The sequence below is a fragment of the Rhodococcus sp. D-6 genome (genome assembly GCF_040256695.1).
Lineage (GTDB): Bacteria > Actinomycetota > Actinomycetes > Mycobacteriales > Mycobacteriaceae > Rhodococcus > Rhodococcus pyridinivorans.
In genome coordinates this window covers 1,227,446-1,252,601 of record NZ_CP132970.1, presented here as the reverse complement: position 1 = coordinate 1,252,601, position 25,156 = coordinate 1,227,446, and the positions used below count along the sequence as shown (strand labels likewise).

Sequence of the window (25,156 nt, the reverse complement as noted above, 5' to 3'; positions counted from 1 at the left end):
ATGTGTATGTGCGTGCGACGGCCCGGCGTGGGAAGGTGGAAGACATGGCGAGAACTCACGGTTTCGGCGGATCCCCCGAGAACGGATCGCCCGACAACCCGGTTCTGATCACCGCGGCGGAGGCGTCGCTCGAGGATCAGCACCGAGCACGGGTTCGCAAGTACCTCACCATCATGTCGGTCCGCATCCCCGCCCTGCTGCTGGCGGCGATCGCGTACGGCGTATGGGCCAATCCCTGGATCTCGATGGCGATCATCGGGGTGTCGATCCCGCTGCCGTGGATCGCCGTCCTCATCGCCAACGACCGGCCGCCGCGCCGCAAGGACGAACCGAGCCGCTGGGACGGCCGCTTCGACGATGCCCCGGCGATCGAGTCGTCCCGCCACCATGTGATCGACGGCTGACAGGGACCCCGGACGGGACGCTTGCGAGAATGTCGTGGTGGACCGCGACCTTCTCCTGTCTCTCTGCCCGGCTCTGCGCACCGCACTGATCCGGTGCCGCTACGACCTCGACACCGTCCGGGAAATGCTCGGCCCCGAGGCGCACGCCGCCCTCGGGCGTAGCGAACCCGTCCCTGCTCGGCGCATCGCGCGCGGTGCGGGCGATCTCGGCGTGCTCGTGCGGCTGTTCCTCCTCCAGGACACCTGCCCCGAGGACGAGGTCGCGCAGGCTCTCGCTCCGGTGACGACGGAGCAGGCCGTGCAGGCGGGACTCGTCGAACGCGACGGCGACGGCGTGCGGGCCGCTCTCGACCTGCGGCCCCTCGACGCCGGGACCGGCAGCCGCTGGGTGCTGTCCGATCTCGACGGCTCGATCCGGCCCGTCCCGACCCGCCCCGATCACGTCCTCGGCGTCGGTCAGGCCTCCCTGTCGCTGCTGCAGGCCACCCCGACCGATCGGGTCGGTTCGGTGCTCGATCTCGGCACCGGTTGCGGGGTGCAGGCGATCCGCGCCGCGGACCACGCGGACGAGGTCACCGCGACCGACATCAACCCCCGCTGCCTGACCCTGGCCGCCGCGAGCGCCGCGTTGAACGAGATCGACATCGATCTTCTCGAGGGGTCGTGGTTCGAGCCGGTCGCCGGCCGGACCTTCGACCGCATCGTCGCGAATCCACCGTTCGTGGTGAGCGCCGGACGTGTCGAGCACAGCTACCGCGATTCCGGTCTCGATCTCGACGGCGCCAGCCGGCTCATGATCTCGCAGGCCGCCGAACACCTGAATCCCGGCGGCACCGCCGCGATGCTCGCGTCCTGGGTGCACGTCGAGGGCGAGGACTGGCGGACCCGCGTCGCATCGTGGCTGCCGCCACACGGCGTCGACGCCTGGATCGTGCAGCGCGATGTCGCCGATCCGGCCCTCTACGTCGGGACGTGGCTGCGAGACGGTGACGCCGATCAACGCGAGCCGGAGGTCGCGGTGCGCGCCGAGCAGTGGCTCGACCACTTCGAGGAGCAGGGCGTCGAGGGCGTCGGGTTCGGGTTCGTCTACCTGCGCCGCACCGACCTGCCGTCCGATGTGATGGCCGAGGACCTGCAGCACGCGTTCACCGACGCGCTGGGCGACGAGGCGGTCGACTACTTCCGGCGCCTCGACTGGCTGCGTACGCACGAGGTGCTCGAGGCCCGTTTCGCGGTGCGGCCCGACACGGCCCTCGAGCGGGTGCACCTGCCCGGTGAGGACGGGTGGGACCAGGTGGTCGTGCGGGTGCATCGCGGTGGCGGTCCGGCCTGGCAGCACGAGGTGGACGACCTCGCGGCCGCCCTGCTCGGCGGCATGCGCGCCGACGGTCTTCCGCTCGGGGATCTCGTGTCGCTGCTCGCGGCCGCGCACGGCGAGGACGAGGACGACCTCCTCACGCAATCGGTGGTCCTCGTGCACGGCTTGGTGCGGCACGGGCTGATCGAGCCCGTCTGACCCCCTCCGGGGCGTTCCTGAGGTTCCACGATTCGGTTCTCTCAGCAACTTCTCAGGAGCTCATCGGGTTAGTGCAGGTCAGCGCGGTGGTACTCCGAGACCGACGGGAACTCCACCGCTTCGCCGGTCGTTGAACCCTGTGAGACACCACCGATGAGGAGGCACGTCATGGCACGCCCCGAAACCACCGCTCGCTTCGATTCCGACCTGGACGGTCAGAGCCCCGCAGCCGATCTCGTTCGCGTCTACCTGAACGGCATCGGACGGACCGCTCTGCTCACCGCAGCCGACGAGGTGGAATTGGCCAAGCGGATCGAGGCCGGCCTGTATGCCAAGCACCTGCTCGAGACGAAGAAGCGTCTGTCGGCGGCGAAGAAGCGCGACCTCGCGATCATCGTCCGCGAAGGACAGGCCGCTCGCAGCCACCTGCTCGAGGCGAACCTGCGCCTCGTCGTCTCGCTGGCGAAGCGTTACACCGGACGCGGTATGCCCCTGCTGGACCTCATCCAGGAGGGCAACCTCGGCCTGATCCGCGCGATGGAGAAGTTCGACTACGCGAAGGGCTTCAAGTTCTCGACCTACGCGACGTGGTGGATCCGTCAGGCCATCACCCGCGGAATGGCCGACCAGAGCCGCACGATCCGGCTCCCCGTCCACCTCGTCGAACAGGTCAACAAGCTCGCCCGCATCAAGCGTGAGCTGCACCAGCAGCTCGGCCGCGAGGCGACCGACGAGGAACTCGCCAACGAGTCGGGTATCCCCGTCGAGAAGATCGCCGACCTGCTCGACCACAGCCGCGACCCGGTGAGCCTCGACATGCCCGTCGGCAACGACGAGGAGGCCCCGCTGGGCGACTTCATCGAGGACGCCGAGGCGACGTCCGCCGAGACCGCCGTCATCGCCGGACTCCTGCACAGCGACGTCCGCAGCGTCCTCGCGACGCTCGACGAGCGCGAACAGCAGGTCATCCGGCTGCGCTACGGCCTCGACGACGGCCAGCCCCGCACCCTCGATCAGATCGGCAAGCTCTTCGGGCTGTCCCGTGAGCGTGTCCGGCAGATCGAACGCGAAGTGATGGTCAAGCTCCGCGAAGGAGACCGCGCCGAGCGCCTTCGCGCCTACGCCAGCTGACCGGGCGCGTCAGCGGTATCCGATCCCCGAGAACCGGGCTGGGTTCTCGGGGATCGTTGCCGTTCGGGTGCCTTCTCCGGCAGGTGTCCGGCCGCCGGACTGCCGTCAGCGCAGACGGCGCGGTCCGAGGTCGAGCGGGTGCGGTTCGGGCCCGATCCGCACGTGCGCGTCGGTGAGTTCGGCTCCCACCACCGAGGCCAGGACCGGTTCGCACACCAGTTCGCGCACCTCGGGCAGGTCGTCGGCGAGCGCCGAGATCCTCTGGACGAAGTCGACGAGTGCCGGCTTGTTCACCGGTGCGGCATTGCGATAGCCCGAGAGCAACGGCGCCGCCTTCGGCGCGTCGATCAACTCGACCGCCTCGTCCTCCGTGAGCGGAAGAACCCGGTAGGCGCGGTCGCCGAGCAGGTCGGAGATCACACCGGCGAGACCGAACGAGATGAGCGAACCGAACGACGGGTCGTCCTGCACACGGATCGCGCAACCGATGCCCTTGTGGGCCATCCGCTGCACGTGCATCAACGGCTCCCCCGACACCGCGGCCAGGTCGCAATAGGCGATCCGTACCGAATCGGCGTCGACGAGATCGAGCCGGACCCCGGTCAGATCGGGCCGGTGCCGCCACTGCGCACCGGTGGCCTTGACCGCCACGGGGAAGCCGATCTCGTCCGCCGCCGCGACCGCCTCCTCCTCGGTGGTGACGGCGCGGAAGTCCGCGACCTCGACTCCGTAGCAGGACAGCAGCAGGGCCGCCTCGGTATCCGACAGGTAGCGACCCTCGGGAGTCGTCTCGAGCCAGCCGTCCACGAGCGCACGGGCGCGCTCGGGATCGATGCCCGCCGGTCGCACGACCTGCGAGGGCGGACGACTGCGCCATTTCGCGTACCGCCACGCCCGCCCCAGGGCGAGCGCCGCTCGTTCCGGACCGGGATAGGACGGCACGGATCCGCGGGTCGGGTTGCCGTCCGGTCCGCGCACGGCCAGGACGTCGGGGATACCCTCGGTCGCCAGGAAGGTCGTGACCACCGGCTTCTCCGACCCGGCGACGGCGTCGCGCAGGGCCTGCGCGTAGGGCTGGACGTCGACGGCGACCGGCGGGACGAAGACCGCGATCACCGAGTCGACATCGGGTGAGTCGAGCGCCCGGGCGACGGCTTCGGCGAATTCCTCGGGCGACGCCTGCGCGCCGAGATCTACCGCGTCCGGTGCCTGCAGACCCTGGCCGCGGGCGGCGTCGACGGCGAGCAGACCCAGGGCGGTGGAGTTGCCGACCACGGCGACGCGGGGACCCGCGGGCAGCGGCTGGTAACCGAACAGCAGGGCCGAGTCGAAGAGTTGGCCGATGGACTCGACCTGGACGACACCGGCCTGCTCGAACAGGTACCGCACGATGGTGTCGTCCATCTCCCCCGTCCGGGCGGCGAGCGCCGGCGGCACCGCGTGGCGGCCGCTCTTGACGGCGACGATCGGTTTGCTGCGCGCCACCCGCCGCGCGATGCGCGAGAACTTGCGCGGGTTGCCGAAACTCTCCAGATACAGCAGCACCACTTCGGTGGCAGGATCGGTGTCCCAGTACTGCAGCAGGTCGTTGCCGGACAGGTCGGCGCGGTTGCCGGCCGAGACGAAGGACGACAGTCCGACACCCGTCTTGGCGGCCTCGTCGAGGATCGCGATGCCGAGGGCGCCGGACTGGCAGAAGAAACCGACGTTGCCGGACGCCGGGAGCACGGGCGCGAGGGTCGCGTTGAGTCGGATGGCGGGATCGTTGTTGGCGACACCGAGAGCATTCGGCCCGATGAGTCGCATACCGTGCGACCGCGCGGCCAGCGTGAGCCGCCGCTCGGCGTCGCGACCCTCCGGTCCGGTCTCGCCGAAACCGGACGAGACGACGAGCAGGGCCTTGACACCCTTCGCGAGACAGTCGTCGAGCACCGAGTCGATCGATTCGGCGGGGACGGCGGCGACCGCGAGATCGATCTCATCGGGGATGTCGCGGACGGTCGGGTAGGCGCGGACACCTCGGACGGACCGGTGTTCGGCGTTGACCGGGTAGACCGGCCCGGTGAACCCGCTGCGCAGCATGTTCACCAGCACGGCGTTGCCCACCTTGCGGCTGTCGGTGGAGGCACCGATGACGGCGACACTGCCGGGACCGAGGATGTTGCGCACGCTGCGCGCCTCGGCGGCGCGTTCGCGGGCGTTGCGGACCGAGACGAGGGCTTCGGTGGGGTCGATCGCGAACTCGAGCCGGACGACTCCCCCTTCGAAGCTGCGGCTGACCTGGTAGCCGGCTTCCCGGAAGACCGTGATCATGTGCCGGTTCTCGGCGAGGACCTCGGCGACGAAGGTGTGCAGTCCGTTCTCGGCGGCCGCGCCGGCGAGATGTTCGAGCAAGATCGGACCGAGACCGCGTCCCTGGTGAGCGTCGGCGACGGTGAAGGCCACCTCGGCGGAGAGACCGTCGCCCTCGTGCGAGAGTCCCTCGTACCGCCCGACGGCGATGATCTCGTCGCCGAGCACCGCGACGAACGCCACCCGGGACTTGTGGTCGACGACCGTGAAGTTGAACAGGTCCTTCTTCGAGATCGTCGGGTACGGGCCGAAGTACCGCAGATAGCGGGTGCGTTCGGACAGTTTGCTGTGAAAGGCGACGATCGCGTCAGCGTCCTCGGGGACGATCGGCCGCAGGTGTACGACACCGCCGTCCGAGGCCAGCACGTCGGCGACCCAGTGCCGCGGATAGTCGCGGGCGCGCGCCAGCGCCGCCTCGCGCGCGGGGTCGGTCTCCCCTGTCGTCCCGGCACCCTGCGCGGGGGCCGCGCCCGTCGCAGACGCGGAGTCCGGTGCCGCCGAGGGATTCTGCCGGTCAGTCACGGGGGTCCTCCGGGTCCAGGCCGAGCAGCGGGAAGGCCGCCCGCCTCGTGGCGATGATCGCCGAATCGATGCGGGTCAGTGCGCGGTCCAGGGACGCGATCCCCGTTTCCGGTGTGCCACCGGGACCGTCCCACGGCAGGTACGAGACGTCGGAGCCCTCCCCCATGACCGTGGGCAGTTCGACGCTCGGAGCGAGAGCGCCGACGCGCTCGCTCCAGTCCGCCGGAACCGGGGTGCTCAGGTCGATCTCGCGGTCCAGCGCCGCGGCGATCAGGTGGGTCCACGCGCGCGGCACCACCCGCACGAGGCCGTAACCGCCGCCGCCCACGGCGAGCCAGCGACCCTCGCAGTAGCGGTCGGCGAGATCGCGCATCGCGAGATACGACGCGCGCTGGCCGTCGACGGTCAGGGAGAGATCGGCCAGAGGGTCCTCGCGGTGGCTGTCGGCACCGCACTGACTGATGAGTATCTGGGGGCGGAACGCCGCGACCGCGCCCGGCACGACGGCATGGAAGGCGCGCAACCACAACGCGTCCACGGTGCCCGGCAGTACGGGCAGATTGATCGCGGTGCCCTCGGCCGGACCCGAACCGACCTCGCTGGACCACCCGGTGTTGGGCCACAGCGTCGCGGGATGCTGGTGCAGGGAGATGGTCAGGACGCGGGGATCGCCGAGGAATGCGTGCTGCACACCGTCGCCGTGGTGGGCGTCGACGTCGATGTAGGCGATGCGGTCGTAGCCGTGGTCGAGCAGCCACGAGATCGCGATGGCGGCGTCGTTGTAGACGCAGAACCCGGCGGCCCAGTCGGCCATCGCGTGGTGCATGCCGCCCCCGATGCTCACCGCACGGCGGGCCCGGCCGCTCGCGATCTCGCGTGCGGCCGCGAGGGTTCCCCCGGCGAGCGTCGCGCTGGCCTCGTGCATACGGGGGAAGATCGGGTTGTCCTCGGTGCCGAGACCGTGGGGTGCGTCGGCCGGGGGTGCCGCTCCCTCCGGAGCGGAGCCCGCGCGCTTGACCGCGTCGACGTAGGACGAGGTGTGGATGCGCAGCAGATCGGTGTCGTCCGCAGGGGACGGGCGGACCGTCTCGACGCCTTCGAGGAGACCGAGACTGCGGGACAGCGCCATCGTGAGATCGAGACGCGTGGGGTTCATCGGATGTGTCGGACCCCACCGGTAGTCGAGGTAGTCGGGGCTCCACACCACTATCCGATCGCCGCTCAGCTGTGTCGTACCGCCCGCCGCGGTGGAGCTCGTGGTCATGGACACAGACGCTACTGGTCCACCCACGGACATGCGAGCCTCGGAGGGCGCCCCCACCGTCCTGTTCGCACGGTTAGAATCGGCCCAGACGAAGGGGTGTGAGAGTGAAGGACCTGGTCGATACAACGGAGATGTATCTCCGGACCATCTACGACTTGGAAGAGGAAGGCGTGGTGCCGCTGCGCGCGCGTATTGCCGAGCGCCTCGAACAGAGCGGACCGACGGTCAGCCAGACCGTGGCCCGCATGGAACGCGACGGCCTGCTCCGGGTCGCCGGCGACCGCCACCTGCAGCTCACCGAGAAGGGCCGCGATCTCGCGGTCTCGGTCATGCGCAAGCACCGGCTCGCGGAACGGCTTCTCGTGGACGTGATCGGTCTCGACTGGGAGAACGTGCACGCCGAGGCATGCCGCTGGGAACACGTGATGAGCGAGGAGGTCGAGCGCCGTCTCGTGGAGGTGCTCAACAACCCGACCACCTCCCCCTACGGCAACCCCATTCCAGGACTGGCCCAGCTCGGCCTCGACCGCACGGCGGTCCTCGACGAGAAGCTGGTGCGGTTGACGGACATCCCGCACGGCAAGCCGACCGCGGTCGTGGTACGCCGGCTCGCGGAGTACGTCCAGTCCGACCCCGAGGTCATCGCGCGACTGCGTGAGGCCGGTGTGGTCCCGGACGCGCGGGTTACAGTCGAGACGCGACCGGGCTCGGTGTCCATCACCGTGGCCGGTCACGACAGCTTCGAGCTTTCCGACGAGATGGCCCACGCCGTGCAGGTGAAGCAGGTCTGACCCAGGCCCCTTTTCGCATGTCCGGTACGGGCGTGCGAAAAGGGGATGTCCAGCGTGAGACTTCTGGTGACCGGCGGCGCCGGCTATGTGGGCAGCGTGTGCACGACCGTGTTGCTCGAGCAGGGCCACGACGTCGTGGTCGTCGACGACCTGTCCACCGGGAACGCCGAAGCGGTGCCCACCGGTGCCGAGTTCGTCGAGGGCGACATCGCGGCCGTCGCCGACGAACTGCTCTCCGGATCCCGTTTCGACGGCGTCCTCCACTTCGGTGCACAGTCCCTCGTCGGCGAGTCGGTGGAGTTCCCCGAGAAGTACTGGCAAGGCAACGTGGTGACCACCCTGGCCCTGCTCGAGGCCGTCCGCCGCTCGGGTACCCCACGGTTGGTGTTCTCCTCCACCGCCGCGACCTACGGCGAACCCGACAGCGTGCCGATCACCGAGGACGCGCCCACCCGGCCGACCAACCCGTACGGTGCGTCGAAGCTCGCCATCGATCATGCGATCTCCTCGTACGCGCACGCTCACGGTCTCGCGGCGACGAGTCTGCGGTACTTCAACGTCGCCGGCGCCTACGGCGGTGCCGGGGAGAACCGGGTCGTCGAGACGCATCTGATCCCACTCGTGCTGCAGGTCGCTCTCGGTGTGCGCGATCACATCTCGGTCTTCGGCACCGACTGGCCGACCAAGGACGGCACCGCGGTGCGCGACTACATCCACGTCAAGGATCTCGCCGACGCCCACGTACTGGCACTGACGAAGTCCGAACCCGGCCGCCACGGCATCTACAACCTCGGCAGCGGAGAGGGCTTCACCGTCCGCGAGGTCATCTCGGCGTGCGAGCGAGTCACGGGCCTGCCGATCGCAGCGGTCGACGCGCCGCGCCGTGCCGGTGATCCGGCCGTGCTCATCGCCTCGAGCAGCCGCGCGATCTCCGAGCTCGGGTGGAACCCCCAGCACACCGATCTCGACGAGATCGTCTCCGATGCGTGGGAGTTCACCCGGTCTCTCGGCGACCGGCTGCACGCTGCTCGACGCTGATCGAGGACACGGCTCCGGTTCAGGACGGTTCGTCGCCGCGCGGCAGTTCGAGTCCCAGCCGCGCCGCGATCTCGTGTCCGGTCTCCGCGAGGCCACGGATCGACTCGGGACGCAGTCCCGCCTGCAGGGCCTGGTCGAGCAGATCCGAAAGCCGGTGGCGGGGATCGGATTCGAGGGCCGCTGCGAGCGCGACCCCGGCGAGCGGACCGTCGCCGCGCACGTAAGCGCCGAAGCCGACAAGCGCGGCGGCATCGGCCCGCTCGGGATCGGGCAGGGCCCGGGCGAGCTCGGTCCACAGACGCTCCGCCGGCCGTGCGAGCGGTCCGGTCGCAAGTCCCATGGCGGCGTCGCGCACCGTGCGGTTGGCGAGCAGGACGGCCAGCTCGGCGATGTCGGACGCGCTGGGATCCGTTCCGCCGGCGTACGTCTCGATCTGTGCGAGCACGGTTTCGAGTTCGAGACGGTCGGCGCGTTCGCCGCCGCCCTCGCGGGCACAGCGTTCGTACTCGCGGTCGCGGGTCTCGACGACCTCGTCGATATACCGCGCGACCTCCTGCCTCACCGCCGGCGGATACGGCGCGAGCAGTGCGGCGAGCTCGGTGCGGGAGCCGCGGATCGGGCTGCCCTCGAACACCCGGGCCACCGCGACCACCGAGGACCCGGGATCGGCCACGCTGCCGGTGATGTTCTGGCCGGGCACGAACCAGGTCGCTCCACCGGTGATCTCCGGTAGCGCGTACACCCCCGCCAGGTCGATGCCGACTGCGTCGAGATGGTCGGCGAAGTCGTCGACGAGCCTGCACACGTCGGCGATCACCGGATCGTGCCGGTCGATGAGATCGTCGTCCACGAGAACGGCCACCACAGATTCCGCGCCCTCGCGGGCACAGACGGCGCAGAAGCGCCGGAACGCCGCGCGCATGGGTTCCGGGACCGACTCTCCGGGCCGGGGCAGGACGAGGTCGTGTCGCATCACGGCGCCGATACTCGCCACCTTCCCGTTCGGGCGGGTCGGAGCGTCACCCGTCGGGGTCAGGCACATCACGACGATCGAACGCATCGGCGGGAAGCCCATGAGGGCGGGCAGGGCGGCGATCACGTCACCGACATCGGTGAGACGGAGGGGATGCGACGACGAAGGCGTGGAAGTTGTCATGCTCGAACCGTGGCCCATCGGCCCGAGCGGAAAGCGACTCCCGGGGTCGTTCCGCGGCCTTCTGGGGATGAACCGGCCGGCTGTGGACAACTCCGCGACCGGCATCGTCGACCCGTGCCGAACGGACGATCCCGTCGGTGAACGCTGTTAGGGTGCGCGCCCGGCCCCGTCAGGGGCGGGCGGCGAAGTCGACGGCCTCCCGGAACACGAGGTCGAGATTGTCGGCGTCGGGCGGCGCCGCGTCGAAGGACAGGTACGTGACCGTCACACGCACGTCCCCGATCTGCGCGATCCGCGCGGCCATCGACTGCGTCATGCCACCCGATCCCCTGCCGGAGTCGACCGTGCGGGTCAGGGCCAGCGTCTCGGCCCCGTCGACGGCTATGGCGGGATCGTCGCCGAGGACGGTCGAGACGGTCGAGGTGATCCCCCGGACGGTGGCGTCCACCTGCGAGCACTCGGTGAGATAGGTGCGGTACTCGCCGACGTCCGGAGCGGAACGGGTGACCTCGACACTGATCGTCGCGCGACTGGCGTTGTCGGTACCGACCACCATGGCGGTGCTCTCGGGGCCGTAATTCTGCGCGGGCGGCAGACATCCGCCCGGATCGACCTTCGAGCCGGGCTGGATCCCGGTCAGGTCGGGCGCTGCCTGCGCCACGGCCTCCGGTGGGAGGACCACCGCGACGTACGGTTCGGGAAAACGTTCGGGAGGAAGCACCAGCTCGCCCGGTGCCCGGACAATCGCGGGTGCAGGTGCAGGCGCGGTTCCCGTCAGGGCTGCCGGTTCGGGCCGGGGGTCGCCGGAGACGGTCTGGGAGCAGGCGGATGCGAGCATCAGGCACGCTGTCGCCACCGCGCTTCGGGCGGCCGATGCGCGGCGCCTCGGACGAGTGTCGCGTCGGGTCACCCGAACCTCCCTCGGTCGTCGACGTCGGGCAGGATGTGCGCCCCGGAATCGGTCGTCGTAGCGTCGATTAGACTCGAACACCACCATGCCACGTCGGGTGACCCCGGCGGAGATGCCGAGACGAAGTGTGATCGGAGTGGTTCGCAGATGGACGAACAGTCCCGCATGTACGAGCTGGAATTCCCGGCTCCGCAGCTCACCTCCCCGGAAGGTGAGGGGCCGGTCCTCGTGCACGGTCTCGAAGGTTTCGCCGACGCGGGACACGCGGTGCGCCTGGCGACCACGCACCTGCGCGAGAGTCTGGAGACCGAGCTCGTCGCGTCGTTCGCCGTCGACGAACTGATCGACTACCGGTCGCGTCGGCCGCTCATGACGTTCAAGGCCGACCACTTCTCGGACTACGCCGAGCCCGAACTGAACCTGTACGCGCTCATCGATGAGGCCGGCACCCCGTTCCTACTGCTCGCGGGTGCCGAGCCGGATCTGAAGTGGGAGCGTTTCATCACCGCGGTGCGGTTGCTCGCCGAGCAGTTCGGGGTGCGGCGGACCATCGGACTCAACGCGATCCCCATGGCGATCCCGCACACCCGGCCGTTGGCGGTCACCGCGCACTCGACGAACAAGGACCTCATCGCGGGGCACCACCGTTGGTCGGGCGAGCTCCAGGTGCCCGCGGGAGTGTCGTCGCTGCTCGAATACCGCATGGGCCAGCACGGGCACGAGTCCGTAGGCTTCTCCGTGCACGTGCCGCACTATCTCGCCCAGACCGACTATCCGGCGGCCGCCGAGACGCTGCTGACGAACGTCGCAGAGGTCGGCGGCCTCGAGCTGTCTCTGCAGGCGCTCGGTGAGGCCGCGGCGCGGGTGCGGGAGCAGATCGACGAGCACATCGAGGACAATGCCGAGGTCCTCGGCGTGGTGCACGCGCTCGAGCGGCAATACGACAGCTACGTCGCCGCCCAGGAACAGCAGACCTCTCCCCTGCCGACCGACGAGAGTCTGCCGACGGGTGAGGAGATCGGGGCGGAGTTCGAGCGGTTCCTCGCCGAATACGACCGGCGCGGCGCCGGTCCCGGCGGCGATCTCCCCGGTCCGGACGACGGAGGAACCGGCGACGGCGGATTCGGCGAGTTCGACCCGGACGACGGGGACGATTCCGCTCCGCGTTGACACCACGGCGGGTTCGCCGGATGTTTCATGATCATCACAATCGTCGTTGTCGACGTCACATACAGACATGTACGCTTCGGCGACATGCCACAGTGGTAGTTGTGTCCGGTTCTCGACCACGGGTCGGGCAGCCTGACTACCACCACGCGATCACCGACGTCGCAGGAGACGCTCATGGTTCCACCGCGCGCCCGGACGCTCCGCCCGGTTCCGGACAACGAACCCCGCATCGTGTTCCGCACGATCCACGGTTACCGACGCGCGTTCCGCCTGGCCGGAAGCGGTCCCGCACTGCTGCTCGTACACGGAATCGGTGACGACTCGTCGACCTGGCAGGACGTGATCCCGCACCTGGCGGAGAAGTACACCGTGATCGCCCCCGACCTGCTCGGGCACGGTCGATCCGACAAGCCGCGGGCCGACTACTCGGTGGCCGCCTACGCGAACGGTATGCGCGACCTGCTGTCGGTCCTCGGGATCGAATCGGTCACGGTGATCGGCCATTCGCTCGGCGGCGGCGTGGCGATGCAGTTCGCCTACCAGTTCCCGCACATGGTCGAGCGTCTGGTGCTCGTCGCGTCCGGCGGGGTCACCAAGGACGTCCATCTTGCCCTGCGGCTGATCTCGGTGCCGATCGTCAGCGAAGCGCTGCGGGTCCTGAGACTGCCCGGGGCGATGCCCGTCCTGCGCGCTGCCGGCGCGATGCTGAACCGGGTCAACGGATCGCCACTGAGGCCCGGTGCCCTGCTGCACGACACCTCGGATCTGGTGCGCGTACTGGGGAACCTCCCCGACCCCACGGCCTACGAAGCGTATTTGCGCACGCTGCGCGCGGTGGTCGACTGGCGCGGTCAGGTGGTGACCATGCTCGACCGCTGTTATCTGACGGAGAACCTTCCCGTCCAGCTCATCTGGGGCGATCACGACAGCGTCATCCCCATCGCCCACGCCTATCTCGCGCATTCGGCCATGCCCGGTTCACGTCTCGAGATCTTCCGGAGCTCCGGCCACTTCCCGTTCCGCGACGACCCGCTGCGCTTCCTGCGGGTGGTCGAGAACTTCCTGGAGACCACCGCTCCCCTGGAGTTCGACCTCGACCGCTGGCGCCGGCTCCTCGTGTCGGGTGTGAGCGAGTCGCAGATCAGCGGTGGCCCGGAGACCCGCATGGCGGTGCTCGGCGCGATGGGTTCGGACGAGCGCAGCGCCACCTGACCTGCACTACATGCAGGGCCACGCGACCCGCGGCGGTGGGTCGGGTCCTTCCGACTAGCCTGGAGAAGTGCTGCTTCCCGATCTGATACCCGACCCCGTCGACGACGACGCGCTGTTCGACGCGTTCACCACCTGGACGACGGATCGTGGCATCTCGCTGTATCCGGCGCAGGAGGAAGCGCTCATGGAGCTCGTCGCCGGCTCCAACGTCATCCTCGCCACGCCCACCGGCTCGGGAAAGTCGATGGTAGCGCTCGGCGCGCACTTCTTCGCGCTCGCTGCCGGGAAGCGCACCTTCTACACCGCCCCGATCAAGGCGCTCGTGAGCGAGAAGTTCTTCGCCCTGTGTGACGTCTTCGGTGCCGACAAGGTCGGCATGATGACCGGCGACGCATCGGTCAACGCCGGAGCGCCGATCATCTGCGCGACCGCCGAGATCGTCGCGAATCTCGCGTTGCGCGAGGGACCGGACTCCGACATCGGCCAGGTCGTGATGGACGAGTTCCACTTCTACTCCGAACCCGACCGCGGGTGGGCGTGGCAGGTTCCGCTCATCGAGTTGCCGCACGCGCAGTTCCTGCTCATGTCCGCGACGCTCGGCGACGTGACCTTCCTACAGAAGGATCTGACCCGCCGCACCGGACGGCCGACGGTGGAGGTCTCGGGCTCCGAACGACCCGTCCCGTTGACCTTCTCGTACTCGCAGGCACCCATCGGTGAAGCGATCGAAGAACTCGTCACCACCCATCAGGCACCCGTCTACGTCGTGCACTTCACCCAGGCCGCGGCCCTCGAGCGCGCCCAGGCCCTGACCAGCGTGAACATGTGCACGAAGGCCGAGAAGGAGGCGATCGCCACCGCGCTGGGCGACTTCCGGTTCTCCACCGGCTTCGGCAAGACCCTCTCGCGTCTCGTCCGGCACGGTATCGGTGTGCACCATGCGGGCATGCTGCCGAAGTACCGGCGCCTGATCGAGAAGCTCGCGCAGGACGGGCTCCTGAAGGTCATCTGCGGAACCGACACGCTCGGCGTCGGCATCAACGTGCCGATCCGCACCGTGTTGCTCACGGGCCTGACGAAGTTCGACGGCACCCGCACCCGGCAGCTCAAGGCGCGCGAGTTCCACCAGATCGCCGGTCGCGCAGGCCGCGCGGGATACGACACGATGGGCACCGTCGTCGTACAGGCCCCCGAGCACGAGATCGAGAACGTCCGGGCCCTCGCCAAGGCCGGGGACGACCCGAAGAAGCGCCGGAAGGTGCAGCGTAAGAAGGCACCCGAAGGGTTCGTCTCGTGGGGTGAGGGCACCTTCGACAAGCTGATCGCGGCGTCGCCCGAACCGCTGCAGTCGCGGTTCTCGGTGAGCAACTCGATGCTGCTCAACGTCATTGCGCGACCGGGCAACTGCTTCGACGCGATGCGGCATCTGCTCGAGGACAACCACGAACCCCGTCCGGCGCAGCGCAAGCACATCCTCAAGGCGATCTCGCTGTACCGGGGCCTGCTCCAAGCGGGTGTGGTGCAGCAACTCGACGAGCCCGACGAGTTCGGGCGCCGGGCCCGCCTCACCGTCGACCTGCAACGCGACTTCGCGCTCAACCAGCCGCTGTCGCCGTTCGCCCTCGCAGCGATCGAACTGCTCGATGTCGACTCCCCCACCTACGCGCTCGATGTGGTGTCGGTCATCGAATCGACCCTCGACGATCCCCGTCAGGTGCTCATGGCGCAGCAGCATGCCGCACGCGGTGAGGCCGTCGCACAGATGAAGGCCGACGGCATCGAGTACGACGAGCGGATGGAACTGCTCGAGGAGATCACCTGGCCCAAGCCGCTCGTGGAGCTGCTCGAGCCGGCCTTCGAGACGTACCGGGGTGGGCATCCCTGGGTGTCGGAGTTCCCCCTGTCCCCGAAGTCGGTGGTGCGCGACATGATCGAGCGCAGCATGACCTTTTCCGAGATGGTCTCGCTCTACGGCCTGGCCCGCTCCGAGGGGCTGGTCCTGCGCTATCTCGCCGACGCCTACCGCGCGCTGCGGCAGACGGTGCCGGACGCCGCGCGCACGGAGGAACTCGAGGACATCATCGAGTGGCTCGGCGAGCTGATCCGGCAGGTCGACTCATCGTTGCTCGACGAGTGGGAGTCCCTCACCCATCCCGGGGTGGAATCCGACGACCAACAGATCGCGTTCGGCGTCGACTCCCCTCGCCCGTTGTCCGCGAACGTCCGCGCGTTCAAGGTCATGGTCCGCAACGCGATGTTCAAGCGGGTCGAACTGGCCTCGCGTCGACGCTGGGACGAACTCGCGGCCCTCGGCGACGGTCTCGACGCCGAGGACTGGGAAGACCTGCTCGACCTGTACTTCGACGAGTACGACGAGATCGGTACCGGCCCCGACGCGCGTGGACCGCTGCTGTTCACCGTCGAGATGGGTCCCGAGTTGTGGCGGGTGCGTCAGACCCTGCACGATCCGCAGGGCGATCATGGCTGGGCGTTGATCGGCGAGGTGAACCTCCGCGAGTCCGATGCGGCCGGTGAAGTGGTGTTCGACGAGTTCGAGATCGTCGAGGGCTGATCGTCGCAGGCGGCGGACCTCGGGAGCGGTAGCCTGACTCGGTGAGCGAACCGACCGTGCAACCCTTCCGCTTGGCCTACGTCCCGGGTGTCACCCCCGCGAAGTGGGTGCGGGTGTGGAACGAGCGGATGCCGGACGTCCCGATCGAACTGGTCCCCGTCGAACCCACGGCCGGTGCGGATCCGCTACGCGAGGACGTCGCCGACATCGCGCTGCTGCGCCTGCCGCTGCAGCGGGACGGCCTGTCGGTCATCCCGCTCTACACCGAGGTCTCCGTCGTAGTGGTGCCCAAGGAGCACGTGTTCGCGGCGGTCGACGAGGTGTCGGTGTCCGACCTCGCCGACGAGACGGTGCTGCATCCGCTCGACGACGTGCTCGACTGGGTCGCCCTACCCGGTGAGGAGGCGTTCGAGCGGCCCGCGACCACCGAGGACGCGATCTCGCACGTCGCCTCGGAGGTGGGTGTGCTCGTCACGCCGCAGTCGCTCGCCCGCCTGCACCACCGCCGCGACCTGACCTACCGTCCCGTCGTCGACGCGCCCGCGTCCCAGGTGGGTCTCGTGTGGGTCACCGACCGGACGACCGATCACGTCGACGAGTTCGTGGGCATCGTCCGGGGACGGACGGCCAACAGTTCCCGTGGCCGCAGCGATTCCGACCCGGACGCCGAGTCGGGCGGCACCTCGCGTCGTGGCGAACGCAAGGGCTCGACCCCGAAGCGCCGCGCGCCCGAGCCCAAGACGTCCCGCCGGGCGGGGACGTCCGCGCGGAAGCGCCCCGGGAAGCCTCGGCGTGGTCGGCGCTGAGGGGGTCTTCGTCAGGAGACGGGGCGGCAGGTCGGCGGGACGCAGCCGCGGATGGTCTCGGCGAGGATGCGGTAGTCGACTCCGCGCGGGGACGACGAGCGGAACACCAGTCCGATGCGGCGGCCGGGTGCCGGGTCCGCGAAGTGCGCGACCTCGAGGTCTCCCCGGGCGGTTTCGACGGCGACCGCGGAGGCCGGGACGAGGGTGATACCCAATCGTCCTGCGACGCAGCGCACCACGGTGGACAGGGAGGTCGCGCGGGTGTCACCGAGTGCCGGTCGCGCGTCGACGGACCGGCACAGGTCGAGTGTCTGGTCGCGCAGGCAGTGGCCTTCGTCGAGTAGCAGCAGTTGCGCGTCGTCGAGTGCGGAGACCGAGAGATCGGTGCGCCCGGCGAGTTCGTGTCCGGTCGGCAGGACGAGGACGAAATCCTCGTCGTACAGCGGAACTTCGATCACACCCGAGACGTCGGCGGGCAGTGCGAGGACGGCGACGTCGAGGGTTCCGGCGCGCAGTGCGTCGAGGAGCCGCGCGGTCTGGTCCTCGACGACCTGCAGCGACAGGGCCGGCATCGCTTCGTCGAGTGCGGGCAGGATCTCGGGCAGGACGTAGGGCGCGACGGTGGGGATCAGCCCCACCCGCAGCGGGCCCGACAGTCCGTCGGATACTCCTGCCGCCGCGTCGACGAAGCCGTCGGCTGCGTCGAGCACCACCTCCGCGTAGGGAAGCAGGCGTGCACCCACCGGTGTCACGAGCACACGGCGGGTGCTGCGCTCGATGAGCTGGACGCCGAGGCCGTTCTCGAGAGCCGCCAGACCCTGCGACAGAGTGGGTTGGCTGACCTCGAGTCGCGCTGCGGCCGTGCCGAAGTGGCGGTAGGTGGCCACCGCGACGAAGGCACGCAGCTGCGAGAGGGTGGGCTGGTAGCTCTGATCGGTCACGCCTATCAGTGTAGTGCGACCTATCGTCTCTACCTTTCGCAGCTATCGGACGGTCGTGCGTCGACCACGAGACGGGCGCTCGCTGCGCCGACTGCCAGGTCCTACGACGCCGAGCCCGCCGCTCTTCCGGCAGCGAGGTCGTCCTCGTCCAGCACGACCTGGATCTCGCCACCGAACTCCACCCCGGGAGCGAGTGGCAGCCGATCGCCGCTCCAGAACCGGCCGGGGTCGTACCAGTTGCTTCCCCGGTGCCGTTGCCGCAGCAACCCCATCTCCTCCAGTGTCAACCCGACCACCTCGGCGCAGTACGCGCTCTCGAGCCCACCCGACGGGACGGCGGCCCGGCGACGACGTGGGAGCCGGCCCGCGAACCATCGCCCCGTGAGTTTCGTCGTCGACGGGAACGGTGTGCCGTCGAGCCTCGCGATCGTACGCAGCAGCTGATCCTCCTGATCCGGGGTGACCGCCACCGAGATCTGCCGCAACCAACCGCGCTGCCCGTAACGCGCGGCCCACACCTGCACCGCACTGCGCAGGTCGTGCAACTGCACGCCGCGCTGGTGCCGCCCCGTCCACATGTCCGGGAGGCTGCGTCCGAGCTCGGCGTGCCACATCAGCGGCGGCAGGTCCTCGAGTGCGACCGTCATCCCCACGTGGTTCACCGGCGCGTTGGTCAGCGTCTGGATCGCTCGGTCGGCCGGGGTGGCGCCGCGGAAGATCCACAGATCCCCCGTGCGGGTCGTCGCCACGGCCTCGTCGAGGGTGAGACGTGAACGTGCGCCGGCGGACCGTTCTGCCGACGAAGTGTCCATGCCGTCAGCCTGCCATGCCCGACGGCCGCTGGGGTCGTCCGCATGACCCCGACGGACCGCTAGGGTCGCCCCATGGCACTGCGCGGTGGCAAGTGGTGGAAGCTCGTCGGACTCGCCGGGATCGTGGGAGTCGCGGCGACCGGTGCTGTCGCCGCCCGCAACGAGCGACAGCGACGGAACTACAGCCCCGACGAGGTGCGTTCGGTGTTGCACGAGCGCTATGCCCGTTCGCTCGCCGCACGCGACGGCAGCGCCGAACTCCCCCTCGCCGAGGTACCGGTCGGGCCGAAGGAAAAGATCAGCCGAGTGCTGCGGCGATTCCGTCGGCGAGATCGGTGATCTGCTCGTCGGTCATCACGAACGACGGGGAGATCTGCATCGCGCCCTGACCGGCCGCGCGTCCCGAGATCCCGTGCTGCCGCAGGGTCTTGACGAAACCGAGCGCCTCGGACGGATCGGTGAGCTGCACGGCCGCCACCGCACCGAGGCCGCTGCGCACCTCGGCCACCCGCGGGTGGTCCGCCAGCGGAGCGAGCTTCTCGTGCAGCGTCCGCTCGATCCGCGCCGCCTCGGCGAGCAGATTCTCACGCTCGATGATGTCGAGGTTGGCGAGGGCGGCCGCTGCGGCTGCAGCATGCCCGCCGTAGGTGTATCCGTGGCGCCACCACACGCCTCCGGCGAAGAACGGTTCGGCGACCCGCGGAGCGACGAACAGGGCGCCCATCGGCAGGTAGCCGGAGGTGAGTCCCTTGGCGGTGGTGACCATGTCGGGCTCCAGGTCGAATCGCGACGACGCGAACCACGAACCACCGATACGACCGAAGCCGGTGACCACCTCGTCGACGACGAACAGGATGTCGTGGTCGCGGCAGATGTCGCGGATCTCGGCGAGATAGCCGTCCGGCGGCAGGTACACCCCGCCCGCACCGATGACGGGTTCGCAGAAGAAGGCCGCGATGGAGTCGGCACCGACCGAATCGATGAGTTCGAGCAGCGCCTTGGCGTCGTCCCACGCAACCCGCGCGGTGTCCTCCCACAGGCGGCCGTAGCCCTCACCGTTGACGGGGATACCGGCGAGCGAGGTGCCGCCGACGTGCATGCCGTGGTACGCCTTCTCGCGCGAGACCAGCAGCCGCTTGCCGGGCTTCCCGACCTCCTGCCAGTACCGCCGCGCGAGCTTGGCCGCCGAGTCGACGGAGTCGGATCCACCGGAGGTGAAGAAGATCTTGCTGCCCGGAACCGGGGCGATCCCCGCGAGACGCTCGGCGAGTTCGACGGCGGGCTCGGAGGTCAGGTCGCCGAAGTTCGAGTAGTGGGCGAGTTTGGCGACCTGCGCTGCGATCGCGTCGCCGATCTCGGTGCGGCCGTGACCGACATTGGTGAACCACAGTCCGGCGGTGGCATCGAGGTAACGGTTGCCGGCGTCGTCCCAGATGTACGCGCCTTCCCCGCGCGACACGACGAATGCGCCGTCCCGTTCGATCGCGCCCATATCGGCGAATCCGTGCCACAACGCACCCACGACCAACTCCCGTCCACGACGATCACGACACCCGTCATCGTATGCGGAGGAAACGACTCTGGCGCCGGAGGCCCGTACCCGCCACCCTGGTGCCATGACCGAGTTCCGCTTCTCCGTCAACATCTTCGAGGTCGGGTCTCCCGATGCGTTCGTTCGCTGGTGCCGCGCCGTCGAGGACGCGGGTTTCGACGCGGTGTACGCGGCCGACCATCTCGGTGTCCCCGCGCCGTTCCCCGTCCTGGTCGCCGCCGCCGGTGCCACCGAGCGTCTGCGGGTCGGCACGATGGTGCTCAATGCCGGTTTCTGGAATCCGGCACTGCTCGCCCGCGAGATCGCGACCACCGATCTGCTCACCGGCGGCCGGCTCGAGGTCGGCCTCGGCGCAGGCCACATGAGATGGGAGTTCGAGGCGGCCGGGATCGAGTGGGAGCGCTTCGACGAGCGCGCCGAGAGACTCGAATCCACCGTGCAGGAACTGCAGCGATCGTTCACCGGGTCCGGCTTCGACGAGCAGGCAGCGCTGCGCGAAGCGTTCGACCTGCCCGTACTCCGGCCGATGCAACGGCGCGGATTCGGCGGCTACGGTCCGCCCCTGATCGTCGGAGGCACCGGCGACCGGATCCTCGCCGTCGCCGCCGCCCATGCCGACATCGTGAGCGTCGCCGGCGCCGTCCAACTCCCGGGGAGGCCACCGGGGACGTTCCGCATCGCCACGGCGGCCGAGGCCGACGACCGGGTCGCGTTCGTGCGGGCACGGGCCGGCGACCGGGTGGAGGACATCGAGTGGCACACCCTGCTCCAGGCGGTCGTCGAGACCGACGACCGGGTGGGCACCGCCGCCGCGCTCGCCGAGCGATTCGAGCACACCGTGAGCGCCGACGACCTGCTCGACTCGCCGTTCGTGCTGATCGGCACGGTCGACGAGATGGCCGGGCAGATCCTGCACAGCCGGGAGCGCTACGGGTTCACCCACTTCACGGTTCACGCCCCGTACCGGGAGATCTTCGGTGAAGTGATCGGCCGGGTGCGTGCTCTGGCGGGCTGACCACCTGGCCTGCCTGCCCTCCCCGACCGGCCCCGACCGGGTCGTTTCGCTAGGCTGTGTGATCAGCATGTCCATCTCCCCCGCCCCGAATCGTCGCGAACTGCGCGCTGCCCTGTCCGAGGTCTCCCTCCGCGACGTGAACCGCCTCCGTCGCAGGCTCGACCGGGCGCGGGGCGGCGAGGCGCTGACCGAGGTCGCCGCCGAGATCGAGACCGCCCGCGCCCGGCTCGCGTCCCGTGCGTCGTCGGTCCCGGAGATCCGTTATCCCGAGGACCTACCGGTCTCGCAGCGCAAGGACGACATCGCCGCCGCGATCCGCGACCACCAGGTCGTAGTGGTCGCCGGTGAGACCGGTTCGGGCAAGACGACGCAGATCCCGAAGATCTGCCTCGAACTCGGGCGCGGGGTTCGCGGCCTGATCGGCCACACCCAGCCGCGCCGTATCGCCGCGCGCGCCGTCGCCGAGCGACTCGCGGAGGAACTGGACACCGAGCTCGGCGACGCCGTCGGATACACGGTGCGCTTCAACGATCAGGTCACCGAGTCGACACTCGTCAAGCTGATGACCGACGGCATCCTCCTCGCCGAGATCCAGCGCGACCGCCTGCTGCGCCAGTACGACACGCTCATCATCGACGAGGCGCACGAGCGCAGCCTCAACATCGACTTCCTGCTCGGCTACCTCGCGCAGCTGCTTCCGCGTCGCCCCGACCTGAAGGTGATCATCACCTCGGCGACGATCGACCCCGAACGTTTCGCGCGCCACTTCGCCGACGCGAACGGCACGCCTGCCCCCATCGTGGAGGTCTCCGGCCGCACCTATCCCGTCGAGGTGCGTTACCGGCCGCTGACCGTCGAGGTGGGCGACACGCTGGTCGACCGCGACCCCGTCGACGCGGTGTGCGAGGCCGTCGAGGAACTCCAGTGTGAGGGCGACGGCGACATCCTGGTCTTCCTCTCCGGCGAGCGCGAGATCCGCGACACCGCCGACGCACTGCGCGACCGCAAGCTCCTCAACACCGAGATCCTCCCGCTCTACGGACGCCTGTCGGCGGCCGAACAGTACCGGGTCTTCGCACCGCACACGGGCCGGCGGGTCGTGTTGTCCACCAACGTCGCCGAGACGTCCCTGACGGTTCCCGGCATCCGCTACGTCGTCGACCCCGGCACCGCACGTATCTCGCGGTACTCGGTGCGGACGAAGGTGCAGCGACTGCCGATCGAGCCGATCTCGCAGGCCTCGGCGCGGCAGCGCGCCGGACGGTGCGGTCGTGTCGCCGACGGCATCTGCATCCGTCTGTACTCGGAGGACGACTTCGACGGCCGGCCGGAGTTCACCGAGCCCGAGATCCTGCGCACCAACCTCGCGTCGGTAGTGTTGCAGATGACGGCGCTCGGTCTCGGCGACATCGAGGCGTTCCCGTTCGTGGAGGCCCCGGATCCCCGCGCGATCCGCGACGGCATCGCTCTGCTCGAGGAGCTCGGCGCGCTCGAACCCGCCAAGAAGGGCGAGACGCCGCGCCTGACCGCGACGGGCCGCGAGATCGCCCGCCTGCCCGTCGATCCGCGCATGGCCCGCATGATCGTCGAGGGCCACCGGAACGGATGTCTGCGCGAGGTGCTCATCATCGTCGCGGCCCTGTCGATCCAGGACGTGCGCGAACGCCCGACCGAGTTCCAGCAGGCCGCCGACGAGAAGCACGCCCGGTTCGCGGTTGAGGGCTCGGACTTCCTGGCCTTCCTGCGATTGTGGGACTACCTGAAGGAGCAACGGCGGGAACTGTCGTCGAGCAGGTTCCGCAGGTTGTGCCGCGACGAGTTCCTGCACTGGTTGCGGATCCGTGAGTGGCAGGACCTGCAGGGGCAGCTCCGTCAGATCACTGTCGACATGGGCTGGCAGACGCACCACCGCGACGTGAATCCCGACGACGTCCACAAGTCCCTGCTTGCAGGTCTGCTGTCGCACATCGGTCTTCGCGAGGGCGACAAGCGCGACTTCCTCGGTGCCCGCGGCGCACGGTTCGCCGTCTTCCCGGGATCGTCGTTGTTCAAGAAGCCTCCGCGCTGGGTCATGGCCGCCGAACTCGTGGAGACCTCACGGCTGTGGGCGCGGACGGCCGCGCGCATCGAACCCGAATGGGTCGAGAAGCTCGCTCCGCACCTGGTCAAGCGCACCTACTCGGAGCCGCACTGGTCGACGCGCCGCGAGTCGGCGATGGCCTACGAACGCGTCACGCTCTACGGCATCCCCCTGGTCGCCCAGCGTCCCGTGCCGTACGGACGGATCGATCCGGAGGTCTCGCGCGAACTGTTCATCCGCCACGCCCTCGTGCAAGGCGAATGGCGCACGCAGCACAAGTTCTTCCACGACAACCGGGCGCTGCTCGAGGACGTCGAGGAACTCGAACACCGTGCGCGCCGGCGCGACATCGTCGTCGACGACGAGACCCTGTTCGACTTCTACGACCAGCGGGTCGGCCCGGAGGCGATCTCGGCCCGGCACTTCGACACGTGGTGGAAGAAGACCCGCAGGCAGCAACCCGACCTGCTGACGTTCACGCCGGACACCGTGGTGAACCAGGACGCCGCCTCGGTGCTCGAGGGCGACTATCCGGACGCGTGGCGCCAGGGCGAGATCCAGTTCCCCCTCACCTACCAGTTCGAGCCGGGCACGGAGGAGGACGGTGTCACCGCCCGCGTCCCCGTCGCGCTGCTCGCGAACCTCAAGTCCGTCGGTTTCGACTGGCTGGTACCCGGGATGCGGACCGAGCTGGTCACGGCCCTCATCAAGACCCTGCCGAAACACCTCCGGAGGCAGGTCGTACCGGCTCCCGATTTCGCAGCGGCCGCCCTCGCCTCGGTGACGCCGCGCTCCGAACCGCTCGTCAATGCGATGGCCCGCGAGCTGTCCCGGCTCGGCCGGTGCACGATCGAGCCCTCGGACTTCGATACCGGTGCGTTGCCCGACCATCTGCGGATGACCTTCGCCGCGGTCGACGAGCGCGGCACCGTGCTCGGCCGCAGCAAGAGCCTGGCGGCCCTGCGGAAGAAGTTGGCTCCGCGGGTCGACGCGGAGGTCTCGCGCGCCGCTGCGGGCACCGAACGTCCCGCGGCGGTGGTGTGGACGGCCGAGACCCTCGGGAACCTGCCGGAGACCGTCACCCGCGAGATCGGTGGCCGGACGGTCACCGGTTACCCTGCCCTGGTCGCGGAGAAGGACGGCGTCGCGGTGCGCGTGCTCAGCACACCGCAGGCCCAGCAGAACGCGACGCGTCAGGGGTTGCGTGCCCTGCTTCTGTCGTCGGCACCGACGAAGGCGAAGGCCGTGACCTCGGGGCTGACCAACATGGAGCGGCTCGCGCTCGGGCGGAACCCCGACGGATCGTTCGACGCGCTGATCGAGGACTGCCGTGCCTGCGCGGTGGACGAACTTATCGCCGCACACGGCGCACCCGTGCGCACGCCCGACGAGTTCGAGGCGCTCGCGTCCACGGTGCGGTCACACCTGCCGGGGCGCGTGGCCCGTCTGTTGAAAGCGGTTGTGCCCGTGCTGTCCCGCGCCCACGAGGTGGGTGTGCTCCTCGATCGGTCGGACGGCGAGGCTGCCGACGACGTACGCGAACAGCTGCAGTCGCTGCTGTTCCCCGGCTTCGTCACCGATCTGGGGTCGCGGCGGATCGCCGACCTGCCGCGCTATCTCACCGCGGCCGCGCAACGCCTGGAGGCGTTGCCGGCGAGTGCGCATCGCGATGCCGCGGGAATGGATGTGCTCGATCGCGTCTACGGCGCCTACGACAAGCTACTCGCACGACTGCCGGAGGAACGGCGCGCCGCTCCCGAGGTGGTCGAGATCTACTGGATGATCGAGGAACTGCGCGTGAGCCTGTTCGCGCAGGGTCTCGGAACGCGGATCCCAGTGTCGGAGAAGCGCGTCCTGAAGGCGATCGACGGGATCCGGTAGCGACCGGACCGGCCGGCGTGCGGTCGGCTTC

19 protein-coding genes are annotated in these 25,156 nt (G+C 69.4%); 12 read left to right on the top strand and 7 right to left on the bottom strand.

Annotation, left to right across the window (positions count from 1 at the left end; all coding sequences use genetic code 11):
• Positions 1-44: 44 nt before the first annotated feature.
• The 3 genes from RBB84_RS05925 to RBB84_RS05915 all read left to right on the top strand — a co-directional run bounded on the left by RBB84_RS05925 (position 45) and on the right by RBB84_RS05915 (position 3,051).
• Positions 45-404 (top strand): DUF3099 domain-containing protein, encoded by a 360-nt coding sequence (locus tag RBB84_RS05925; protein WP_006551334.1) that lies wholly within the window; start codon positions 45-47, stop codon positions 402-404.
• A 37-nt stretch (positions 405-441) separates the two neighbouring features.
• Positions 442-1,920, top strand: coding sequence for a methyltransferase (locus RBB84_RS05920; RefSeq protein WP_064256274.1), 1,479 nt, complete (start codon positions 442-444; stop codon positions 1,918-1,920).
• Positions 1,921-2,088: 168 nt separating this feature from the next.
• Positions 2,089-3,051, top strand: a complete 963-nt coding sequence (locus RBB84_RS05915; protein WP_006551332.1) for a sigma-70 family RNA polymerase sigma factor — start codon at positions 2,089-2,091, stop codon at positions 3,049-3,051.
• Between the two features lie 105 nt (positions 3,052-3,156).
• Here the strand turns inward: RBB84_RS05915 and RBB84_RS05910 are convergent, their stop codons facing one another.
• Together RBB84_RS05910 and RBB84_RS05905 are read right to left on the bottom strand one after the other, a co-directional pair.
• Positions 3,157-5,811, bottom strand: coding sequence for a bifunctional GNAT family N-acetyltransferase/acetate--CoA ligase family protein (locus RBB84_RS05910; protein WP_051424908.1), 2,655 nt, complete (start codon positions 5,809-5,811; stop codon positions 3,157-3,159).
• A 106-nt stretch (positions 5,812-5,917) separates the two neighbouring features.
• The gene (locus RBB84_RS05905) at positions 5,918-7,189 is read right to left on the bottom strand and encodes an acetoin utilization protein AcuC (RefSeq protein WP_006551331.1); all 1,272 of its coding nucleotides are present in this window, start codon (positions 7,187-7,189) and stop codon (positions 5,918-5,920) included.
• Positions 7,190-7,293: 104 nt separating this feature from the next.
• On the opposite strand from RBB84_RS05905, the gene RBB84_RS05900 reads away from it, so the two are divergent.
• Positions 7,294-7,980, top strand: a complete 687-nt coding sequence (locus tag RBB84_RS05900; RefSeq protein WP_006551330.1) for a metal-dependent transcriptional regulator — start codon at positions 7,294-7,296, stop codon at positions 7,978-7,980.
• A 45-nt stretch (positions 7,981-8,025) separates the two neighbouring features.
• A complete protein-coding gene (gene galE, locus RBB84_RS05895; protein WP_175427942.1) occupies positions 8,026-9,018 on the top strand; it encodes a UDP-glucose 4-epimerase GalE in 993 nt (330 codons plus the stop codon).
• Positions 9,019-9,037: 19 nt separating this feature from the next.
• Here galE and RBB84_RS05890 read toward each other — a convergent pair whose 3' ends face one another.
• Together RBB84_RS05890 and RBB84_RS05885 are read right to left on the bottom strand one after the other, a co-directional pair.
• A complete protein-coding gene (locus RBB84_RS05890) occupies positions 9,038-10,174 on the bottom strand; it encodes a DUF4192 domain-containing protein (protein WP_064256228.1) in 1,137 nt (378 codons plus the stop codon).
• 169 nt (positions 10,175-10,343) lie between these two features.
• Positions 10,344-11,012, bottom strand: coding sequence for a DUF5642 family protein (locus tag RBB84_RS05885; RefSeq protein ID WP_019289199.1), 669 nt, complete (start codon positions 11,010-11,012; stop codon positions 10,344-10,346).
• 219 nt (positions 11,013-11,231) lie between these two features.
• Here RBB84_RS05885 and RBB84_RS05880 point away from each other — a divergent pair, with 219 nt between their 5' ends.
• The 4 genes from RBB84_RS05880 to RBB84_RS05865 all read left to right on the top strand — a co-directional run bounded on the left by RBB84_RS05880 (position 11,232) and on the right by RBB84_RS05865 (position 16,844).
• A complete protein-coding gene (locus RBB84_RS05880; RefSeq protein WP_064256229.1) occupies positions 11,232-12,254 on the top strand; it encodes a PAC2 family protein in 1,023 nt (340 codons plus the stop codon).
• Positions 12,255-12,428: 174 nt separating this feature from the next.
• Complete coding sequence (locus tag RBB84_RS05875) at positions 12,429-13,466, top strand: alpha/beta hydrolase (protein WP_064256230.1); 1,038 nt, start codon at positions 12,429-12,431, stop codon at positions 13,464-13,466.
• Positions 13,467-13,533: 67 nt separating this feature from the next.
• Positions 13,534-16,038 carry a DEAD/DEAH box helicase gene (locus tag RBB84_RS05870; protein ID WP_064256231.1) on the top strand — a complete coding sequence of 835 codons (2,505 nt, stop codon included), beginning with the start codon at positions 13,534-13,536 and terminating at the stop codon, positions 16,036-16,038.
• Between the two features lie 41 nt (positions 16,039-16,079).
• Positions 16,080-16,844 carry a LysR family substrate-binding domain-containing protein gene (locus RBB84_RS05865; protein ID WP_024100697.1) on the top strand — a complete coding sequence of 255 codons (765 nt, stop codon included), beginning with the start codon at positions 16,080-16,082 and terminating at the stop codon, positions 16,842-16,844.
• Positions 16,845-16,855: 11 nt separating this feature from the next.
• On the opposite strand, the gene RBB84_RS05860 is transcribed toward RBB84_RS05865, so the two are convergent.
• Together RBB84_RS05860 and RBB84_RS05855 are read right to left on the bottom strand one after the other, a co-directional pair.
• Positions 16,856-17,785, bottom strand: a complete 930-nt coding sequence (locus RBB84_RS05860) for a hydrogen peroxide-inducible genes activator (RefSeq protein WP_064256232.1) — start codon at positions 17,783-17,785, stop codon at positions 16,856-16,858.
• Between the two features lie 101 nt (positions 17,786-17,886).
• The gene (locus RBB84_RS05855) at positions 17,887-18,597 is read right to left on the bottom strand and encodes a hypothetical protein (RefSeq protein WP_064256233.1); all 711 of its coding nucleotides are present in this window, start codon (positions 18,595-18,597) and stop codon (positions 17,887-17,889) included.
• Between the two features lie 72 nt (positions 18,598-18,669).
• Here RBB84_RS05855 and RBB84_RS05850 point away from each other — a divergent pair, with 72 nt between their 5' ends.
• Positions 18,670-18,936, top strand: coding sequence for a hypothetical protein (locus RBB84_RS05850; protein ID WP_019289192.1), 267 nt, complete (start codon positions 18,670-18,672; stop codon positions 18,934-18,936).
• On the opposite strand, the gene RBB84_RS05845 is transcribed toward RBB84_RS05850, so the two are convergent.
• Positions 18,896-20,089, bottom strand: coding sequence for an aminotransferase class III-fold pyridoxal phosphate-dependent enzyme (locus RBB84_RS05845; protein ID WP_051424907.1), 1,194 nt, complete (start codon positions 20,087-20,089; stop codon positions 18,896-18,898). The genes RBB84_RS05850 and RBB84_RS05845 overlap by 41 nt on opposite strands.
• A gap of 124 nt (positions 20,090-20,213) precedes the next feature.
• Here RBB84_RS05845 and RBB84_RS05840 point away from each other — a divergent pair, with 124 nt between their 5' ends.
• Both RBB84_RS05840 and hrpA read left to right on the top strand, forming a co-directional pair.
• Positions 20,214-21,164 carry a TIGR03621 family F420-dependent LLM class oxidoreductase gene (locus RBB84_RS05840; RefSeq protein WP_024100693.1) on the top strand — a complete coding sequence of 317 codons (951 nt, stop codon included), beginning with the start codon at positions 20,214-20,216 and terminating at the stop codon, positions 21,162-21,164.
• Between the two features lie 67 nt (positions 21,165-21,231).
• Positions 21,232-25,125 carry an ATP-dependent RNA helicase HrpA gene (hrpA, locus tag RBB84_RS05835; protein ID WP_350247267.1) on the top strand — a complete coding sequence of 1,298 codons (3,894 nt, stop codon included), beginning with the start codon at positions 21,232-21,234 and terminating at the stop codon, positions 25,123-25,125.
• Positions 25,126-25,156 lie beyond the last annotated feature (31 nt).

Coding starts and splice junctions, on each gene's coding strand:
- RBB84_RS05890 (WP_064256228.1), bottom strand. CDS start 10,174: ATGACAACTTCCACGCCTTCGTCGTCGCATCCCCTCCGTCTCACCGAT.
- RBB84_RS05850 (WP_019289192.1), top strand. CDS start 18,670: ATGGCACTGCGCGGTGGCAAGTGGTGGAAGCTCGTCGGACTCGCCGGG.
- RBB84_RS05845 (WP_051424907.1), bottom strand. CDS start 20,089: ATGGGCGCGATCGAACGGGACGGCGCATTCGTCGTGTCGCGCGGGGAA.
- RBB84_RS05840 (WP_024100693.1), top strand. CDS start 20,214: ATGACCGAGTTCCGCTTCTCCGTCAACATCTTCGAGGTCGGGTCTCCC.
- RBB84_RS05905 (WP_006551331.1), bottom strand. CDS start 7,189: ATGACCACGAGCTCCACCGCGGCGGGCGGTACGACACAGCTGAGCGGC.
- RBB84_RS05880 (WP_064256229.1), top strand. CDS start 11,232: ATGGACGAACAGTCCCGCATGTACGAGCTGGAATTCCCGGCTCCGCAG.
- RBB84_RS05855 (WP_064256233.1), bottom strand. CDS start 18,597: ATGGACACTTCGTCGGCAGAACGGTCCGCCGGCGCACGTTCACGTCTC.
- RBB84_RS05875 (WP_064256230.1), top strand. CDS start 12,429: ATGGTTCCACCGCGCGCCCGGACGCTCCGCCCGGTTCCGGACAACGAA.
- RBB84_RS05915 (WP_006551332.1), top strand. CDS start 2,089: ATGGCACGCCCCGAAACCACCGCTCGCTTCGATTCCGACCTGGACGGT.
- RBB84_RS05925 (WP_006551334.1), top strand. CDS start 45: ATGGCGAGAACTCACGGTTTCGGCGGATCCCCCGAGAACGGATCGCCC.
- hrpA (WP_350247267.1), top strand. CDS start 21,232: ATGTCCATCTCCCCCGCCCCGAATCGTCGCGAACTGCGCGCTGCCCTG.
- RBB84_RS05885 (WP_019289199.1), bottom strand. CDS start 11,012: ATGCTCGCATCCGCCTGCTCCCAGACCGTCTCCGGCGACCCCCGGCCC.
- galE (WP_175427942.1), top strand. CDS start 8,026: ATGTCCAGCGTGAGACTTCTGGTGACCGGCGGCGCCGGCTATGTGGGC.